At 54.2% G+C, this 18,579-nt stretch carries 19 protein-coding genes; 6 read left to right on the forward strand and 13 right to left on the reverse strand.

What is annotated here, in order from left to right; genetic code table 11:
• Nucleotides 1-4: 4 nt before the first annotated feature.
• From uhpB to rbsK, 5 genes are all read right to left on the reverse strand, one after another.
• Nucleotides 5-1,507: a signal transduction histidine-protein kinase/phosphatase UhpB gene (uhpB, locus tag OGV75_RS07160; protein ID WP_075848948.1), complete on the reverse strand. Its 1,503-nt coding sequence runs from the start codon at nt 1,505-1,507 to the stop codon at nt 5-7.
• A complete protein-coding gene (uhpA, locus tag OGV75_RS07165) occupies nt 1,504-2,097 on the reverse strand; it encodes a response regulator transcription factor UhpA (RefSeq protein WP_016155044.1) in 594 nt (197 codons plus the stop codon). The genes uhpB and uhpA overlap by 4 nt, the downstream gene beginning before the upstream one ends.
• A gap of 195 nt (nt 2,098-2,292) precedes the next feature.
• Nucleotides 2,293-3,306, reverse strand: a complete 1,014-nt coding sequence (locus OGV75_RS07170; RefSeq protein WP_094168874.1) for an aldose 1-epimerase family protein — start codon at nt 3,304-3,306, stop codon at nt 2,293-2,295.
• Nucleotides 3,307-3,317: 11 nt separating this feature from the next.
• Nucleotides 3,318-4,634, reverse strand: coding sequence for an L-fucose:H+ symporter permease (gene fucP / locus OGV75_RS07175; RefSeq protein WP_003023919.1), 1,317 nt, complete (start codon nt 4,632-4,634; stop codon nt 3,318-3,320).
• A gap of 27 nt (nt 4,635-4,661) precedes the next feature.
• Nucleotides 4,662-5,582: a ribokinase gene (gene rbsK, locus OGV75_RS07180; protein WP_286480492.1), complete on the reverse strand. Its 921-nt coding sequence runs from the start codon at nt 5,580-5,582 to the stop codon at nt 4,662-4,664.
• 325 nt (nt 5,583-5,907) lie between these two features.
• On the opposite strand from rbsK, the gene OGV75_RS07185 reads away from it, so the two are divergent.
• Entirely contained in the window at nt 5,908-6,693 is a 786-nt protein-coding gene (locus OGV75_RS07185) for a DeoR family transcriptional regulator (RefSeq protein ID WP_047415709.1), read from the forward strand.
• A gap of 1 nt (nt 6,694) precedes the next feature.
• Here the strand turns inward: OGV75_RS07185 and ilvN are convergent, their stop codons facing one another.
• The 3 genes from ilvN to ivbL form a co-directional block, all read right to left on the reverse strand.
• On the reverse strand, nt 6,695-6,985 hold the full coding sequence (ilvN, locus tag OGV75_RS07190; protein ID WP_003023914.1) for an acetolactate synthase small subunit: 291 nt from the start codon (nt 6,983-6,985) through the stop codon (nt 6,695-6,697).
• 3 nt (nt 6,986-6,988) lie between these two features.
• Nucleotides 6,989-8,677, reverse strand: a complete 1,689-nt coding sequence (gene ilvB, locus OGV75_RS07195) for an acetolactate synthase large subunit (protein ID WP_286480493.1) — start codon at nt 8,675-8,677, stop codon at nt 6,989-6,991.
• A 107-nt stretch (nt 8,678-8,784) separates the two neighbouring features.
• Nucleotides 8,785-8,883: an ilvB operon leader peptide IvbL gene (gene ivbL, locus OGV75_RS07200; protein WP_003827118.1), complete on the reverse strand. Its 99-nt coding sequence runs from the start codon at nt 8,881-8,883 to the stop codon at nt 8,785-8,787.
• Nucleotides 8,884-9,405: 522 nt separating this feature from the next.
• Here ivbL and tisB point away from each other — a divergent pair.
• The 3 genes from tisB to emrD all read left to right on the forward strand — a co-directional run bounded on the left by tisB (nt 9,406) and on the right by emrD (nt 11,830).
• The gene (gene tisB / locus OGV75_RS07205; protein ID WP_003023909.1) at nt 9,406-9,495 is read left to right on the forward strand and encodes a type I toxin-antitoxin system toxin TisB; all 90 of its coding nucleotides are present in this window, start codon (nt 9,406-9,408) and stop codon (nt 9,493-9,495) included.
• A gap of 123 nt (nt 9,496-9,618) precedes the next feature.
• Nucleotides 9,619-10,452, forward strand: a complete 834-nt coding sequence (locus tag OGV75_RS07210) for an EamA family transporter (protein WP_181629544.1) — start codon at nt 9,619-9,621, stop codon at nt 10,450-10,452.
• Nucleotides 10,453-10,645: 193 nt separating this feature from the next.
• Complete coding sequence (emrD, locus tag OGV75_RS07215; RefSeq protein WP_200014315.1) at nt 10,646-11,830, forward strand: multidrug efflux MFS transporter EmrD; 1,185 nt, start codon at nt 10,646-10,648, stop codon at nt 11,828-11,830.
• On the opposite strand, the gene OGV75_RS07220 is transcribed toward emrD, so the two are convergent.
• Nucleotides 11,757-12,839: a cellulase family glycosylhydrolase gene (locus OGV75_RS07220; protein ID WP_286480495.1), complete on the reverse strand. Its 1,083-nt coding sequence runs from the start codon at nt 12,837-12,839 to the stop codon at nt 11,757-11,759. The two genes, emrD and OGV75_RS07220, sit on opposite strands and share 74 nt — an antisense overlap.
• 78 nt (nt 12,840-12,917) lie before the next feature.
• Complete coding sequence (gene dsdC, locus OGV75_RS07225) at nt 12,918-13,844, reverse strand: DNA-binding transcriptional regulator DsdC (RefSeq protein ID WP_016155054.1); 927 nt, start codon at nt 13,842-13,844, stop codon at nt 12,918-12,920.
• 229 nt (nt 13,845-14,073) lie between these two features.
• Here dsdC and dsdX point away from each other — a divergent pair, with 229 nt between their 5' ends.
• Both dsdX and dsdA read left to right on the forward strand, forming a co-directional pair.
• Nucleotides 14,074-15,411, forward strand: coding sequence for a D-serine transporter DsdX (gene dsdX / locus OGV75_RS07230; RefSeq protein ID WP_016157809.1), 1,338 nt, complete (start codon nt 14,074-14,076; stop codon nt 15,409-15,411).
• A 17-nt stretch (nt 15,412-15,428) separates the two neighbouring features.
• Nucleotides 15,429-16,751 (forward strand): D-serine ammonia-lyase, encoded by a 1,323-nt coding sequence (dsdA, locus tag OGV75_RS07235; protein WP_213239667.1) that lies wholly within the window; start codon nt 15,429-15,431, stop codon nt 16,749-16,751.
• Nucleotides 16,752-16,763: 12 nt separating this feature from the next.
• On the opposite strand, the gene OGV75_RS07240 is transcribed toward dsdA, so the two are convergent.
• From OGV75_RS07240 to OGV75_RS07250, 3 genes are read right to left on the reverse strand one after another with little or no spacing between them, the layout of a single operon-like run.
• Entirely contained in the window at nt 16,764-17,876 is a 1,113-nt protein-coding gene (locus OGV75_RS07240; protein ID WP_186336850.1) for an anaerobic sulfatase maturase, read from the reverse strand.
• Nucleotides 17,873-18,235, reverse strand: coding sequence for a DUF202 domain-containing protein (locus OGV75_RS07245; protein WP_200014318.1), 363 nt, complete (start codon nt 18,233-18,235; stop codon nt 17,873-17,875). Before OGV75_RS07245 ends, OGV75_RS07240 begins: the two co-directional genes overlap by 4 nt.
• Nucleotides 18,225-18,572 (reverse strand): YidH family protein, encoded by a 348-nt coding sequence (locus tag OGV75_RS07250; RefSeq protein ID WP_016157812.1) that lies wholly within the window; start codon nt 18,570-18,572, stop codon nt 18,225-18,227. The genes OGV75_RS07245 and OGV75_RS07250 overlap by 11 nt, the downstream gene beginning before the upstream one ends.
• Between the last annotated feature and the right edge of the window lie 7 nt (nt 18,573-18,579).

Consider the following 18,579-nt stretch of genomic DNA (forward strand, 5'->3'; position numbering starts at 1 on the left):
CTCCTTACACATAACGCTGGGGTAACGACACGCTGACCCGCGTGCCGTGCGTACAGGAAATCGAGAGCGATCCCCCGAGGGCGGTAATACGTTCACGCATCCCGGTGAGGCCAAATCCCTGCTGATTCGACCCCGGCGGCAGGCCGCTGCCGTCGTCCTCAATCACCAGCATCAGCCGTTCATCCTGCTGCCAGCCCTGAAGCGTCACCGCGCTGGCGTTGGCGTGCTTAACGATGTTGTTCAGCCCTTCCTGACAGACGCGAAACAGCGTCACCCGCTGACTTTCGCTGAGTGCAGATTCGTCAATTCGCCAGTCAAGGTGGCTGACAATGCCACGGCTTTCCAGCTCCATTTCACGCATCAATGAGCGGATCGCTTGTTCCAGCGTGAGATCATCCAACTGGCGCGGACGCAGACGACCCAACAGACGACGCACCGAATCGTACACGCCAAGAGAAAGTTGTTCGATATGCGCCCCGCTGCGCTTCACCCCTGCGTTTTCCGGTGCCAGCCGCTGGACAATGCCCGCCTGGGTGCGAATGGCGGTGATGGTCTGACCGATATCATCGTGCAGTTCGCGCGCCACATCCCGGCGGACGCTCTCTTCGGTCTCCAGCAGGCGTTCAGCCAGACGATGGTTGCGCGCTAATTCGTTTTGCAGCGACTGGTTAAGCTCGCGCAGACGCTGGATCCCCGCGCCGAGCAGCAGCCCGGTCAGGCTTTGCACCAGCAGGGAGAGCAACAGGTCGACGGGATGATCGTGCCAGGTCTGGCTGGCAATCAGCGCAATGGCGTTCATTAACGTGGCAATCAGTGCCCCCTGCCAGCCGTAGTGCCAGGCGAGCGCAATGATCGGCAGCGCGAGGCAAAACGGCGTGAAGCGCGACAGTTCATCGGGCAGGCCAAGCTGCAACCACAGGCTGACGCTAAACAGCAGCAGATACCAGACCAGATGCCGCCCGCGCCAGTTCACCGGCTGAGACACCACCGCCGGACCCAGCGGCAACCAGGTGGTGCTGGTAAGATAGTGCCAGAAAACCAGACAGATCGGAGCCAGCGTTAATCCACCGGTGAGCGTCAGCAGTAGGGCATTCCACGCCTCTTCGCCTTGCCCAAGCCAGGGCAGCGATTGCAGCAACGCCGCCGCCGTCAGCGCCGCGCCCTGCAACAGCAGCGTGCGCCAGTCGCGCTGATGGCGGTAGCGCGAAATCAGCATCACCGGGAGTAACGTGAGGAAGCTCCCGATCATCAAAAGTAGCAAGTGAGCCAGCGCCACTTCCTGCGCCAGCCAGAAAAGAAGCAGCCATTCCGCACCCAGCAGCACCGGCCAGTAGCCGCGTGGACATTGCAGCATCAGCCCCAGACGCAGGCCAAACGGAAACAGCAGTACCGCCAGCTCCGGGCGCTCAACCAGGTGCAGGCTGATACTCCACAAGCAGAACCACGCGGCAGAGAAGATAAAGAAGCAGGCAACAACGGTGATTAACCGGGAACAGAGCGTGTTCATTGCCAGCCGTCAAACATCCGGCGGGCCAGTTCGACATCGTTGCTAACGCCCAGTTTTTCCATCAGGTTAGCGCGATGCACGTGCACCGTTTTCGGCGACAGGCCCAGTTCGGCGGCAATCTCTTTTACCGCCATGCCTTGCGCCAGTTTCTCCGCCACCTGACGTTCGCGTTTGGTCAGCGGATCCTGACGACCAGCCGCCAGTTTGACGGCGATATCCGGCGTCAAATAGCAGCCGCCGGTCGCCACGGTATGCACCGCCGCGATCAGCTCATCAGGACTACAGCGTTTAGAAAGGAAACCACGCGCGCCCGCGTTGAGCGCCTGCTCCACCAGCGCGGGGCTGTCGTGGACGGAGAGCATGATAATCGCCATCCCTTTTGGCAACTGGCTTAACAGTTCAAGACCGGAGATATCAGGCATCGAGATATCACAGATACATACCTGCACGCCACGTCCCGGTAATCCCGCCAGCGCCTCGCTGCCTGAGCCGAACTCAGCCACAACCTGCAAATCAGGTTCCAGCCCCAGCAACTGGGCAAAGCCGGAGCGGACGATAGTGTGGTCGTCGATAAGGGCAACGGTGATCATGGGTTCTGTCCTGGGGGATAAAAAACGTGCTTACCTTAACGATATACACTTTATCCTTCAAGCAGCCTCTGCGTTGGCTTGGTCTGCTCACCCGAGTCACTGACTTGAGTAAGCTTCTGAGGTGAGCAGACTTGCCGCCTTATGCAGCTTGAAGGATTTTGTGTTCCGACGCGCTGCTGTTTAAGCCTTGAGCGATCAGGCGATGCCAGTTGTGACGGTAAATGTGCGGGTGTGCTGCGGTTCTAGCTGAATCAACGTGCCTTTTCGCTGCGCCGCCAGGAAGCCTTCAGGGCGACAGGTCGCAGGTAGGGCGAAGGCTGCCACCTGTTGATCGCCGTTATAGAGGATCCAACGGGTGACATAATTCAGCTCCGCGCTGGAGAAACGCGTCACGAACGTGGTGCCATCAGGTGCGATCATGCGAAATTCAGGCTTATCCGTGTATCGGTCCAGTTGGTCAGCGAAGAAAACGATTTCCGGATCGTAAAAATCGGGCTCGTTGAGGCGCCCCAGCGAGGTCTCGCCCTGGATGATCCGCTGATTAAACGCCAGCCACTGCTCGGTAGGCTTAACATGCGCGGGTACCGACTCACGCAGCTTCATGGCTTCATCCGGGATATTCTGGCTGAAGGTCGCTTCCGGTACGTAGGCATAGTTCATATGGCACATATACTGTAAAGGCATTGCCACTGAGGCGAGGTTGGTGACCGCCATCTGAATATCAAACAGCGCACTCGCTTTGCGCATAACCACCGCAGGATGCGCCTGATAATGATGACCGAACCCCATCACATACTCGTAGCGTCCGCTCACGCGCAAATTCTCTCCCTCCAGCTCCAGCCAGGCCTCATCCATCGCGGCACAGGCCATTTCGCCATGCAACGGGTGAGAATCTTCCGGCGAAGGGCAGCCATTAGCCAATATACCCGAGTGGAAAGCAAAGCAGCCGTAAGTCGCTACCACTTCCGCAGCCGGTTTTGGCTGACTGAACATGTTGCGCATGGTCAGTTCATGCCCGTCAAACTGAGCATCCCAGATCATCTGCCCCATCCAGGGCAGAATAACCAGATGTCCACGACTGTTTTCTATCTTCAGCCCTTCCACACCGCTGGCGTAACGAAATGCGGTAACCGTGAAGTCGCTATTCTTCAGTAAGATTCGCGGATGCTCTGCAAAGAGTTCCCGCCACAGCATGATACGTGTTGTCATGATCGCTCTCCTCAGGAAACAGTCGCTTCAGCCAAGTTATTGCGCACTTTGCTTTCACGCCAGAAGTAGATACCGACGTACACGAAGCACAACATGGAGACCAGGAACGAGAGTTGTAGCGAGTGGAACATATCGGCCACATAGCCCTGAATTGCCGGAACCACCGCTGCACCAACAATCGCCATGACAATGACTGCTCCCGCCATTTCAGTGTGTTCGTTATCCACGGTATCTAGCGTACCGGCATAGATTGTCGCCCAGCAGGGTCCAAACAGGACGCTCACCAGTACGGCAACGTACACGGCGCTGAAGCTTGGCGCCAGCGCAACATAGACCAGAAACAGTGCGCCAATGATGGAGTAGAGGATCAGCACTTTTTCCGGATTGAAGCGTGTCATCAAGATGTTGGCGATAAACTTGCCGATAAAGAAGCAGGCAAAGCTATAGACCATGAAGGTTGAGGCGTCGCGCTCGTTGATATCACCCAATTCCAGCGCCAGACGGATGGTAAATGACCACACCGCGACCTGCATCCCCACGTACAGGAACTGCGCCACAATCCCACGGCGGAAACGGGCATTGCTGGCCAGATAACGCAGCGTATCCATCGCTGACGGACGTTTATGACTCGCCGTTTGCGCGACTTTACAGGTCGGGAAGCGGGTCAGCAGGAACAACACCATCACCACAACCAGCACCATAATCATGTACTTGTAAGGCTCAAGGGTATTTTCCAGCATCAACACTTTAAAGTTGTGGATCTGCTCCGCGTTCATCCCAGCCATCTGTTTTTCCAGACTCTCGCCTTCAGAGAAGACCAGATATTTACCCAGCAGAATACCAGCGGCTGCACCAATGGGGTAAAAGGTCTGGCTGATGTTCAGGCGCAGGGTGGCATACGCTTTTGGGCCTATCATGGAGCTGTAGGTGTTGGCTGCGGTTTCCAGGAAGCTCAGGCCAATCGCAATCGCAAAAATTGCCGCGAGGAACATGGTGTAGGTGGCCATGTGCGATGCCGGGAAAAAGAGCGTACAGCCAACAATATAAAGGGTCAGTCCCATTAAGATGGCGATTTTATAACTGGTCTTTTTAATCACCAAAGATGCCGGAATCGCAATTAAAAAATAACCGCCATAAAAGGCACTCTGAACTAATGCCGAAGCAAAGTTGCTGAGTGAAAATACGCTTTTGAATTGCGTAATCAGAATATCATTTAATGCGGCTGCGCATCCCCATAAAGGGAATAAACAGGATAACAAAATAAACTGGAACAGAGGCGTCTTATTCAGATAGCCGTCGGGCATCTGAATGATGTTTTTATCGTTCATAGTGCTACCTTTTACAATGCAGGAGTATTATTCGTTTAAGGTAAGAAACTCATTAAATTGTTCGATGCTTGGATAAGATGATTGAGTGCCTTTCCCGGTAACGCTGAATGCAGCGAAGAGAGCGGCTTTTTTCATGGCGGCTTCGACATCACCGCTTTGAACGTAATAGTGGGCAAAACAACCGATGAAAGCGTCACCTGCGCCACTGGTATCGACAGCGTTCACTTTAAACGCCGGGACATGGACTTCCTGGTCACGCGTCATCCACAGAGCACCTTTCTCCCCCATGGTGACGATAATATTGTTCAGACCTTTATCGACCAAAGAACGTGCCGCGGTGCGAATATGGTCATAGGTATCCACCGGCATACCGGTTAATATTTCGAGCTCGGTTTCATTTGGCACGAAGAAATCGCATTTACAGGCATAAGACATATCTAATTCCCGTAATGCAGGGGCGGGATTTAATAACACTTCAATACCGTGTTTTTTACCGAATTCAATCGCGTGATAAACCGTTTCCAACTGTACTTCCAGCTGCAGGACAATAAGTTGACACTTTTTCAGATCTTCCGCCGCGCGATCGATATCTTCCGGGGAGAGAAACTTGTTGGCACCTTTAATAATCAGAATGCTGTTGCTGGAGTTTGCATTAACAAAGATCGGTGCAACGCCGCTGCTGGTGCAGGGTACCTTTTCGACATAGGTCGTATTAATCCCCCAGGATTCGAGATTACGAATGGTGTTATCCGCAAAAATATCATCACCGACTTTCGTCAGCATCAGCACTTTGGAATTGAGCTTAGCAGCCGCAACGGCCTGATTTGCCCCTTTACCGCCACAACCAATTTTGAAGGCGGGTGCTTCCAGCGTTTCCCCTTCTTTGGGCATCTGGTTGATGTAGGTGATGAGATCCACCATGTTGGAGCCAATAACCGCGATATCCATTTTACTACCTCTCAGAAACAATCACACAACAATGATATTAAAATAACATTATCATGTTACTTCCGTATCATTTGTGACTAGGATCGCGATTGGAGGATCATTTTATTGTTTATTTATTATGCTAAATGTTGCGTCTCTATCACACTCAAAATGATTAACTTGCTTACAATTGACTGAAAACTCGCTGCTTATAATCAATAAAACGTGTAAAAACACGCTTTTATTTCCCAATGGTCAGACGTATAGTAATGCAGCAATATCATGTTCCCAGAAACACATAAATGTTACTGAAGGAACATGAAAACATGATTCGTGGAGAGTGTGCATGGAAACCAAGCAAAAAGAACGTATTCGACGTCTGATGGAATTGTTGAAGAAGACCGACAGAATCCATCTGAAAGAGGCGGCGCGCATGCTGGAGGTTTCCGTGATGACCATCCGTCGGGATCTCAGCCAGGATGACGAACCATTGCCGCTTACGCTACTCGGTGGTTACATCGTGATGGTGAACAAGCCCGCCACCCTCGTTAACGCTCCGCTCCCCGTGCAAAAGCAGTATCATCGCGACGATTTACCGGTTGCCATTCTGGCCGCGGGACTGGTCAGTGAAAACGATCTGGTCTTTTTTGATAATGGTGCCGAAATGCCATTAGTCGTCAGCATGATCCCGGACGATATTACCTTTACCGGAATTTGCTACTCACACCGGGTATTCGTGGCGCTAAATGAAAAACCCAACGCCACGGCGATTCTTTGCGGGGGCACCTATCGGGCGAAAAGTGATGCCTTTTACGACACCAGCAATCCCTCTCCGCTGGATGCGCTCAACCCACGAAAAGTGTTTATCTCTGCCAGCGGAGTCCATGAGCATTTCGGCGTTAGCTGGTTCAATCCGGACGATCTGGCCACCAAACGCAAAGCGATGGAACGCGGATTGCGCAAAATTCTGCTGACGCGCCACGCCCTGTTTGATGAGGTTGCTCCCGCCAGCATTGGTCCGCTTTCCACTTTTGACGTACTGATAAGCGATCGCCCGTTGCCGGCAGATTATGCAACCCACTGCCGGAACGGCTCTGTCAAAGTCATCACCCCGGATTCAGACGGCGACTAACTCACTCAAAGAAAACCGTGATTTTGTTAAACATCGACGGGTCGGACTGGTTGCGGGCCACTTTCACCACATCTTCCAGCTTGTCGATCTGGCTTATCATCTGCTCAAGACGCTGATCGTCATTGACCAGTAGCCAGATGCGGCTCTTGTCGCTGTCCTGAATCGGTAGACAGAGAATGCCTTCCACGTTGAACGCGCGGCGGGCAAACAGCCCGCAGACGTGGGTCATTACGCCCGGATGGTTGCGTACAGTGAGTTCCAGGATTACGTTGTCATGAGTCTGCTGTTGCATGGCTTATTCCCCCACCATTTCTGTGTTTGCCGCACCCGGCGGCACCATCGGGTACACTTTTTCTTCGGCATCGATGCGCACGTGGATCAGCGCAGGTCCAGGGCGATTAATAATCTCCTGCAACGCTGCCTGTGGATCCGCTTCGTTATTCAAATCGCAGGTTTCGAGGCCAAACCCGGCGGCTATCTGCATAAAGTTAATCATCCCCGGATATGTCGCCGCAAAAACGCCCTGCTTATAGAACAAACTCTGCTGCTGATACACCAGACCCAACGCTTCGTTATTCATCAGGATGATTTTAATATCCAGCTGATTTTCGCTGGCCGTCGCCATTTCCTGAATATTCATCATCAGGCTACCGTCGCCGGAGAAGCACAGCACCTTTTTGTCCGGGTTGACCAGCGCTGCGCCAATTGCCGCCGGCAGGCCAAAGCCCATGGTTCCCAGACCGCCGGAGGTCAGCCACTGACGCGGACGGTTCAGCGGGTAAGCCTGTGCGGCCCACATCTGATGCTGGCCTACGTCGGTGGTGATAATGGCATTGTCATCCACGCAGGCCGCTACGGCGTTGATCAGCCCATAGTGGCTGAGCGGGTCGCTTTCCTGCGGAATGCTGCAGGGGAATTCGCGTTGTAAATCGGCCACCATTTGATGCCACGACTCTCGCGGCTGCGCGTTAATTAATGGGATCAGTTGTGCCAGAACCTCATCGACATCCGCCTGAATCGCCACGTGCGGCTGTTTGATTTTACCCAGCTCCGCACGGTCGATATCCACATGGATGATTTTGGCGTTCGGACAGAACTGCTCGGTTTTACCAATCGCCCGGTCATCAAAACGTGCGCCCAGAACAATCAATAAGTCCGATTCTTGCAGAATAAAGTTAGTGCTGCGCGCGCCGTGCATACCCAGCATGCCTAACGACAGCGGATGCGCTTTCGGCAGCATACCGAGCGCCATTAAGGTCATGGTGGTGGGCAGCATAGCTTTTTCTGCCAGTTCACGAACCCGCTCAGGCGCGTTAATCACGCCGCCGCCGAGATACAGCACCGGACGCTGTGCGGCGTTAATCATAGCTGCGGCATCGCGAATGCTGTCCTGGCTGAACGCCGGTGCCGCCATTTTCTGCGCGGGCTCCGGCATCTCTTCAATTTCAAAAACGGCGGTTTGAATATCCTTAGGAATGTCTATCCACACCGGGCCCGGACGGCCGGACTGCGCAATGCGGAACGCATCGCTCATGACCTGCGGTAATTCACTGATATGGCGGACCAGATAGTTGTGCTTGGTGATGGGGATAGAGATGCCGTAGGTGTCGACTTCCTGGAAGGCGTCGGTCCCGATCATTGAGGCCGGAACCTGCCCGGTGATACACACCAGCGGGATGGAATCCAGCCGCGCGTCGGCAATGGCGGTCACCAGGTTGGTCGCGCCCGGTCCGCTACAGGCCATACAGACGGCGGGTTTACCATCGGTTCTCGCCATCCCCTGCGCGATAAACCCCGCGCCCTGCTCGTGGCGCGCCAGGATATGACGGATTTGCGTGCTTTGGCTTAAAGCGTCATAGACGGGAAGAATCGATCCGCCAGGAATACCGGTGACCACCTGAATCCCCTGGCGTTCCATGAAATGAACGATGAATTCTGCGCCCGTAAAACGCGTACGCTTGGATGTTATGCCCGAACTTGCCATGCTCCAGTCCTTTTATTCTGGGCCTTTGCTTCGGGCAGGTCTCTTAAACGAAAAACCCCGCCCGGTTTGCGCCGGCGGGGTTTTGGAATCGTGTGTTGATCCGGACCCTACGGCGCATTGCCGACGACCACCACCACACGCACGACGACCGCTGCGCGAGATGGCGCAGTTTTTAGTAGGGTCGCAGTCAGCATGGAAGGGTTCATTAGGGACCTGTCTGTTTGTTGATTAACTGGATTTATACAAACACAGGTTTTTCAGCGTGACAATGGAAAAATTTTCATCTGCATAAAAATGCGTCAACGATCACATTTCGCTGTGCAGAGTCGGAAAACAAAAAACCCCGCCGGAGCGAGGTTTTTTTCAGCGCTGTGCGGTTGGTAGCCGCCGAACACACTGTGTTATGTCAACGGAAAAAGTATACGCGTTCTGCGAAGAACACGCAATTTCGGCACGAATTTTGATGGTTTTGAGTATGGAACATGAATGGCACAATGTCCACAAAACACTGTTAATTTATACAGTGTTTATCTATAATGTCTCGGTACGCAATGTGTTATGCGGGGGCCGCATCGTAAACCGGCGCATCAAAGTCCTGGCTGAAACGGGTGGTGCCGTCAGCGCCTTAACCCCCGTGTGAGCACACTGTGTTATGTCAACAAAGGTGCTGGCAACAGGCAGCGGCGAGGTACGTCAGCACCGTGCTCCTTGTACCAAAAGGAGAGCGTATGAGCCTCGTGGATATCGCTATTCTTATCCTCAAACTCATTGTTGCAGCACTGCAACTACTTGATGCCGTTCTGAAATACGTTAAGTAATTCGGATTCAAGTCGCACTTAAGGGGAGCGGGTAACACTCCGCTCCCCTTTCACCTTCTCCCTTGTGCTTGTCTCGCGCCAATATGTTACGTTTTTATGACATTCTCAGGGAAGAACGCCACCATGACGCTTTCTGTTTTCTGCATTTTGCTGTTCGCCGCACTGCTGCATGCCAGTTGGAATGCCATTGTTAAAGCTGGAAACGATAAACTGTACTCGGCGATTGGCGTCAGCGGCTCCGCGGCGATTATGGCATTGATCTGCTTACCCTTCGCGCCTCAGCCTTCCGCCGCCAGCCTGCCGTTTTTGGCCATCTCAACCGCGTTGCAAGTGGTGTATACGGTCCTGGTCGCCAAAACCTATCAGGTTTCGGATATGAGTCAGACCTATCCTCTGATGCGTGGAACAGCACCGCTGCTGGTTGCGATTATCAGCGTCTTGTTCCTTGGCGATAGCCTGTCTGTGTTTGCCTGGGTGGGGATTGCTACGATCTGTCTGGCCATTCTCGGCATGGCATTTAACGGACGCAGCAGCTCACAACGCGGGATCGTACTGGCGCTCATTAACGCCTGCTTTATCGCTGGTTACACGCTGGTTGATGGCACCGGCGTACGCTTATCAGAAACCGCGCTCGGTTATACGCTGTGGACCTTCTTTCTGAACGGTTCCTGTCTGCTGGGCTGGGCGATGATCGCCCGGCGCCGGGAAGCGTCACGCTATCTGGTACAACAGTGGAAGAAAGGTATTCTGGGTGGAATTGGTACGATGGGTTCTTACGGTCTGGCGCTGTGGGCCATGACCCAGGCTCCGTTGGCGGTGGTCGCAGCGCTGCGTGAAACCTCCATTCTGTTTGGCGCTCTGCTCGCCTGGCTGCTGCTGAAAGAAAAGGTTGCCGGAATACGCCTTGTCGCGGCCGCCGGTATTGCCGTAGGCGCTGTCTTACTTCGCTTGTCATGATCGCGCCGTAAAGCCGATGCAATCCGGCAACATTTGTTGCCGCTTTTTGTTTACATTTCCTGCCGTTCATCGCGTAAACATTCCAGCCCACTATCTGGCCTTCTTTTTCTGTTGTGGTAGATTCCACGCGCATTTATGGGAAAGTACAGCACCTTATTCTTATTTTTTCTCTTTTTTAAAAGTAATCAGCGAAATGAAAAGGCATAGAAGCGTCAATTTGTTGTTGATGTTGGTATTACTGGTGGCGGTAGGTCAGATGGCGCAAACCATTTATATCCCCGCGATTGCTGATATGGCGCGTGAACTGAACGTTCGCGAAGGAGCGGTGCAAAGCGTAATGGCCGCCTACCTGCTGACCTACGGCCTGTCACAACTGTTTTACGGCCCACTTTCCGATCGCGTTGGCCGCCGTCCGGTGATCCTCGCCGGGATGTCCATTTTTATGCTGGCTACCCTGGTCGCCATAACCACCCGCAGCCTGACGGTACTGATTATCGCCAGTGCAATCCAGGGCATGGGAACAGGCGTCGGCGGTGTAATGGCGCGAACCTTACCGCGCGATCTGTACGAAGGCACGCAGCTGCGCCACGCGAATAGTTTGTTAAACATGGGGATTCTGGTGAGTCCGCTGCTGGCCCCGCTGATTGGCGGCATGCTGGATACCTTGTGGAACTGGCGCGCCTGTTACATTTTCCTGCTGGTTCTGTGCGCGGGCGTCACGTTTAGCATGGCGCGCTGGATGCCGGAAACGCGTCCTGCGGGCGCACCGCGTCCACGCCTTATCGCCAGCTATAAAACGCTGTTTGGTAACAGTTCTTTCACCTGTTACGTGCTGATGCTGATCGGCGGCCTGGCGGGCGTTGCAGTCTTCGAGGCCTGCTCCGGGGTATTGTTGGGCGCAAGACTCGGTTTAAGCAGCATGGTGGTCAGTATCCTGTTTATTCTGCCCATCCCGGCGGCATTTTTCGGCGCCTGGTTCGCCGGTCGCCCGAATAAGCGTTTCTCGACGCTGATGTGGCAGTCGGTTATCTGCTGTCTGGTAGCCGGTTTAATGATGTGGATCCCGGGCCTGTTTGACGTGATGAACGTCTGGACGCTGCTGATTCCCGCCGCACTATTTTTCTTCGGTGCCGGGATGCTGTTTCCGCTGGCAACCAGTGGCGCAATGGAGCCTTTCCCATTCCTGGCAGGCACTGCCGGTGCGCTGGTTGGGGGATTACAGAATATTGGTTCCGGCGTGCTGGCGTGGTTCTCTGCAATGCTGCCGCAGACCGGGCAAGCCAGTCTGGGCCTGCTGATGACCCTTATGGGACTGTTGATTTTTGTTTGCTGGCTTCCGCTGGCGTCACGCGTGTCGCATCAGGGGCAGGCGGTTTAAGCGTATGATGGCCCGGCTTATCGCCGGGCTTTTCGCATTCAGGCGCGATCATCGTCGTCAGTAACGGCTCCAGCGCCGGACGCCAGGCGCCTTCCTCACCATCATAAAACTGCGTATCCGCATTGATAGCATAGGGAATTTTCGCTTTTTTCAGTTCGCACGCCATAAATCGGGCAAACGCCATTTGCGAGGCAGAAGGCGCGTTCCTGATAGTTTCTCCTGGCGACCAGCCTCCCACCCAACTGACATGACCCGTTTTCTGCTGCCAGTGAATGGCGGTATTGATACGGGCGCGAATAGCGGCCTTTTCTGCCGCTGTGCCTGAGGTCCACGGATATTTACCGTTATTTTTCAGCGGCCCCCACGGAAAAATATGCCATTGAGCCAGCACGGTATTCTGACTTTGCGGCGGCAGTTTCAGGTCAGGCAAATCTTCCGGCGCGGCGCGTAGTCGCGGCGCGATAAAAATCATCCGCTGCGGGTCGATGGCATGGACAGTACGAATGGTTTTGTCATACACCCGATTGAGCGACACCTGATTATGGTTGAGCTTATCAGAGGGTTCGTATATCAGGTCGAAACCCAGCAACGGCGAGCTTTGACCAAAGTAATGCGCCACCGCCACCCACCAGTTAACCACCTCTTTTTCGTTACCGGTACTGGGATCTTTTTTATATTCGTCAGCCTGATAGGCAATTATCGGGATCACGCCATACTGCTCGCAGGCTTCCACCAGCTTGCGCAGATGTATAAGCCGCGCCTCCGTAGGCTCTCCCGCTACGCGAATGCGCACGTGGGTTAACCCTTTCGCCTTGTAATCCCGCACCACCAGCGGATCGAATTCACGGATACCCCGATCGGTGCGCGCCCAGTCTACGTCCATCCCAACGCCAAGCTGCTGCGCATACTGCGCCGCGGTCAGCACAGGTTGCGCGGCACACACGGTGGAGCTGGCTAACAGTAAAAGGGAAACAATCGGCTTTAACACGGTCGTCCTTACGCAAATCATCAGGAGTGATATCACGTATTTAGCATGCTTTTTCACTTTGCGTGTAGCGAGAAAGCGTAAAAAATATTCGCGACCCGCTTATTTAACCTGTTCCTGAAGCCAGCGAATAAACGCCTCGATTTTCGGCCATTGTCTGCCAGGCAGGGTAGTGATGTAGTAGTGCTGATGGCATTTCAGCGCCATATCGCCAAAAGGCGCAACCAGCTCTCCGCTGTCGAGGCGTTTTTGCACCAGCCGCTTTCGGCCCATCGCCACGCCGATATGATTCATCGCCGCAATCACCGCCAAATCAGAACGATCGAAACCAATTCCCGACGATGTCGGCAGATTCACCGAAAAATGCTGCGCCCAACTGTGCCATTCATCGGTCCCGGAGTCGTTACTCCACGCCTGTCTGTCATGCAGCAACGTACAGTGCGGTAAATTCACCAGCGAACCGGTAAGGTCATGGCGGCGAGCGTAGTCCGGGCTGCATACCGGCAGGATCTCTTCATCCATCAGGAAGTGGTGCGTGAGCTGCGCGGAGGGTGCGTCGTCAAAATAGATAGCCAGATCGACCCCGGCACGCTGCAGATTGACGTTGTCGTTCCCGGTCAGCATGGTCAGCGAAATCGACGGATAGCGACGGGTAAAGTCGCCGAGCGCCGGAACCAGCCAGCACTGAGCGATAGAAGGCCGTGAGTACACAGTAAGGGTCCCGGACAACTCCTGATTTTTAATATCAAGGATTTCCTGATTCAGCGTATCCAGCGATGATTTCAGCGCCCAGAACACCCGCTTGCCCTCGTGGGTGAGTTCCACTTTACGATGCGAACGAACAAACAGCTGAATACCCAGCTCATCTTCCAGCTGATTAATGCGATGGCTGACAGCGCTTGGGCTTAATGACAGCTCATCTGCCGCCAGCGCAAACGACTGATGTCGGGCCGCCACTTCAAAGGTATACAGCTTTGACAACTGCCAGCCGTTGAGCAGCCGATTTCTGACCTCGCGTAAGGGATCCATGTTCACCTCCTGTCCTCCTGATTCATTCGCCGGAGTGTAAAAAAGTTCGCTGCAAAAATCAGCACAAAGATGAATCAAGGTGAACCATATCGCATAAACAAAGCGTAATTAGACGTAAATCACCTACTTGATGCAATCTGGTTCATGTGAAAGGGGATTTATATCGTTTGTCAGACCATGCCTTATTTTTGTCCAATAACCCTATATTAATCACAGGGCAAGGTGAGTTATGCACTCTCAAATCTGGGTTGTGAGCACGCTGCTGATAAGCATCGTGTTAATCGTTTTGACCATCGTGAAGTTCAAATTCCACCCGTTTCTGGCGCTGCTGTTAGCCAGCTTCTTCGTGGGTACGATGATGGGTATGGGGCCGCTGGATATGGTCAATGCCATTGAGAGTGGCATCGGCGGTACGCTGGGCTTCCTCGCCGCGGTTATCGGCCTTGGGACCATTCTTGGCAAAATGATGGAAGTGTCCGGCGCGGCCGAACGTATCGGCCTGACGCTACAGCGCTGTCGCTGGCTTTCCGCTGACGTCATTATGGTACTGGTCGGGCTGATTTGCGGGATCACGCTGTTTGTTGAAGTCGGCGTAGTGCTGTTGATTCCTCTGGCCTTTTCAATTGCCAAAAAAACCAATACCTCGCTACTGAAGCTGGCGATTCCGTTATGTACAGCGCTGATGGCGGTACACTGCGTCGTGCCGCCGCATCCAGCCGCCCTGTTCGTGGCGAACAAGCTGGGCGCGGACATTGGCACCGTGATTGTCTACGGCTTACTGGTGGGCTTAATGGCTTCGCTGATCGGCGGTCCGCTGTATCTGAAATTCCTCGGTAACCGTCTGCCGTTTAAACCGGTTCCGGCTGAGTTTTCCGACCTCAAGGTGCGCGACGAAAGTACGCTGCCATCGCTGGGCGCTACGCTGTTTACCGTACTGCTGCCGATTGGCCTGATGCTGGTAAAAACCGTCGCTGAGCTGAACATGGCGAAAGGCAGCACGGTTTATACGCTGTTGGAGTTTATTGGTAACCCGATCACCGCGATGTTTATTGCCGTTTTCGTGGCCTATTACATTCTCGGTCTGCGTCAGCACATTGGCATGGGTGCGCTGCTGACCCACACCGAAAACGGTTTTGGCTCCATTGCTAACATTTTGCTGATTATCGGCGCAGGCGGCGCATTCAACGCTATCCTCAAGAGCAGCGGACTGGCGGATACTCTCGCGCTGATCCTCTCGAACATGCATATGCACCCGATTCTGCTGGCTTGGCTGGTGGCGTTAATCCTGCATGCTGCGGTGGGCTCTGCCACGGTGGCGATGATGGGTGCGACGGCAATCGTGGCCCCGATGCTGCCGCTCTACCCCAACGTTAGCCCGGAGATCATCGCCATTGCCATCGGTTCCGGCGCGATTGGCTGCACGATCGTCACCGATTCCCTCTTCTGGCTGGTGAAGCAGTACTGCGGCGCCACCCTAAATGAGACGTTCAAATATTATACGACCGCGACATTTATCGCGTCCGTTATTGCACTGGTTTGCACATTCCTGCTTTCCTTTATTATCTAAGCGCAAAGAGACTGACTATGGAAAACATTCAAACACTTATCGCCCAGCATCCTTTAGTGGAAGATCTGGTCGCTCTCAAGGAGACGACCTGGTTTAACCCTGGCACTACCTCTCTTGCGGAAGGTTTACCGTATGTTGGCCTGACAGAGCACGATGTTCAGGATGCCCACGCTCGTCTGACGCGCTTCGCGCCGTATCTGGCGCAGGCATTCCCGGAAACCGCAGCCACCGGCGGCATTATCGAATCTGAACTGGCCGTGATCCCGGCGATGCAAAAGCGGCTGGAAAAAGAGTATGGGCAGCGCATCAACGGCGAAATTCTGCTGAAGAAAGACAGCCATCTACCGATTTCCGGCTCAATTAAAGCGCGTGGCGGTATTTATGAAGTGCTAACCCACGCGGAAAAACTGGCGCTGGAAGCCGGTCTGCTGACCACACAAGACGATTACAGCATTCTGCTTTCGCCTGAGTTTAAACAGTTCTTCAGTCAGTACAGCATCGCCGTAGGCTCCACTGGCAACCTTGGGATGTCGATCGGCATTATGAGTGCCCGTATCGGCTTTAAGGTGACGGTTCATATGTCTGCAGACGCTCGCGCATGGAAAAAAGCCAAACTGCGCAGCCACGGCGTGACGGTCGTGGAGTATGAAGAAGATTATGGCGTGGCGGTTGAGCAGGGCCGTAAGGCGGCACAATCCGATCCGAACTGTTTCTTTATCGATGATGAAAATTCCCGCACGTTGTTTTTAGGTTATGCGGTCGCCGGCCAGCGTCTGAAGGCGCAGTTCGCGCAGCAGGGGCGCGTGGTGGATGCCGACCATCCGCTGTTTGTTTACCTGCCGTGCGGCGTCGGCGGTGGGCCTGGCGGGGTAGCGTTTGGCCTGAAGCTGGCATTCGGCGATAACGTGCACTGTTTCTTCGCAGAACCTACCCATTCACCGTGCATGCTGCTGGGGATTTATACCGGGCTGCACGATACGATTTCTGTGCAGGACATTGGTATCGATAACCTGACAGCGGCTGATGGGCTGGCGGTGGGCCGCGCGTCCGGCTTTGTTGGCCGGGCAATGGAACGTCTGCTCGACGGTCTGTACACCCTGGACGATCAGACTATGTACGACATGCTGGGCTGGCTGGCGCAGGAAGAAGGCATTCGCCTTGAGCCGTCGGCGCTGGCCGGGATGGCCGGTCCGCAGCACGTTTGCGCTTCTGCTGACTATCAGCAAATGCACGGCTTCAGCGCGGAGCAGCTCAATAACGCCACCCACCTGGTGTGGGCGACCGGCGGCGGCATGGTGCCGGAAGCCGAAATGGCGCAGTATCTGACCAAAGGACGTTAAACGCCGCTGAACTTAACGCAGCATCGCCATCAGTTCCATCGGTGAGCGATGTTGCTTCAGAAGGTCACGCATCACGCGCATATGCGGCGCGGTATGATTGAAGAAAGCGCTGTATCCGCCGCAAATCGCACTCTTTCCACTGCTGTCGCGATGCTTTGGGCAATCACCATGGCAAAAGCGTAATAGCGAACACGCCTGGCATTCCGCGCTCAGCGTGGTTCTCTTGGACTGACCAAACGCCGCTGCCCTCGGGCTGGCGTTGAGCTCACTCAACGACGTGCGATGAATATTACCCAGGCGAAAATCAGGGTGAACATAGTGATCGCACTGATACAAATCGCCATTCGCTTCCAGAGCAAAAGCATGTCCGCAGGTGGAGCTTAGCGAACACATCTGCGCCGGGTGTCCGCACCATACGCCCAGAGTTGAATCAAATAACTGGACGAATACGCGGCCAATATCTTCTCTGACCCAGATATCAAAGACGGAATTCAGGAAGGTTCCCCACGCCTGAGGCGGGACGGATTCGGCGGTAAGCTCGCCGTCTTCATCATTTTCAACCAGCGGAATGAACTGCAAAAAAGGTGTGCCAAGCTGGCGTAGGTAGCGATACATCTGCCCTGGTCGCTGGCTGTTCAGAGAATTAACCACTACCAGCAGATTGAACTCCACCTGATGCTTACGGAGCCTGGCAATGGCGTCCACCACCTTATGGTGAGTCGGTTTTCCGCTGCGGTTAACACGATAAGCATCGTGCAACTCGGCGGGGCCATCCAACGAAATCCCCACCAGCCAGCCGTTATCGTGCAAAAACTGACACCATTCGTCGTTGAGCAAAATCCCGTTGGTCTGGAACGCGTTATGGATTTTCTTCCCTTCCCCGTACTGTTTTTGCAACGTCACTACGCGGCGGAAAAAGTCGATGCCACAGAGGGTTGGCTCTCCGCCCTGCCAGGCGAACATCACGTCAGCCCCCGGCTGTGCGGTGATATGCTGACGAATAAACGTCTCTAAGGTGGCGTCATCCATTTCGGGTTGAGTGGGTTTATCGATGTAAAAACAGTAACGACAATCCAGGTTACAACGAGAGCTGGCTGGTTTGGCCATGACCTGACATCCTGTCATGCTAAATTCCCGATAAACGCAATAAGTTGGCTGACATGCGTTACAGCAAACAGTATTGCGAGGGATAACACCGCGAGGGAGATCATAAATTTGTCACGCACCGCGCGAGATTCAGAAAAATCGCTATGCGTAACATCCATCAGATTACGGCTGCGGGTATAGCGCCACAGAACGATCGCCACCATCGCCAGCACCACAATTGAAACCCAAAACAGGAAGCCCGCCTGATGCCAGTTGTGCTTCAGCGCCAACGCCATTAGCGCGCCATAACCCAGAAGCGTACGAAACCAGGCCAGCGATGTTCGCTCCGGTTGTAACCCCGGATCGGCGATACGTCGCGACTTACGGCTATCCGGCATACAGCACCAGTCCCATGACAATCACCGCGACAATAAACAAAATCAGACTGATGATTAACAGGCTATGGGTATAGGGCAAATCCTCTTTCAGGCGCATCGCCCTCTCATTACGCAGCCAGCGCAGGTAGCCATAAATCGCCAGACCACCGGCAAACAGGCACAGCAACAGCGCCAAAAGCTCACGAATTACCGGCGTGGCAAAATCCGGAGCCAGTTGGTCGAGACCAACCCCCGCCGCCAGAAACCCCAGCGCGGTACGGATCCACGCCAGAAAGGTACGCTCATTTGCCAGTGAGAAGCGGTAATCCGGGGCTTCTCCAAGGCGGGAAATTTTCATCAGGACT

Origin of the sequence: Citrobacter sp. Cb028, from assembly GCF_030336705.1 — a bacterium.
GTDB lineage: Bacteria > Pseudomonadota > Gammaproteobacteria > Enterobacterales > Enterobacteriaceae > Citrobacter > Citrobacter braakii.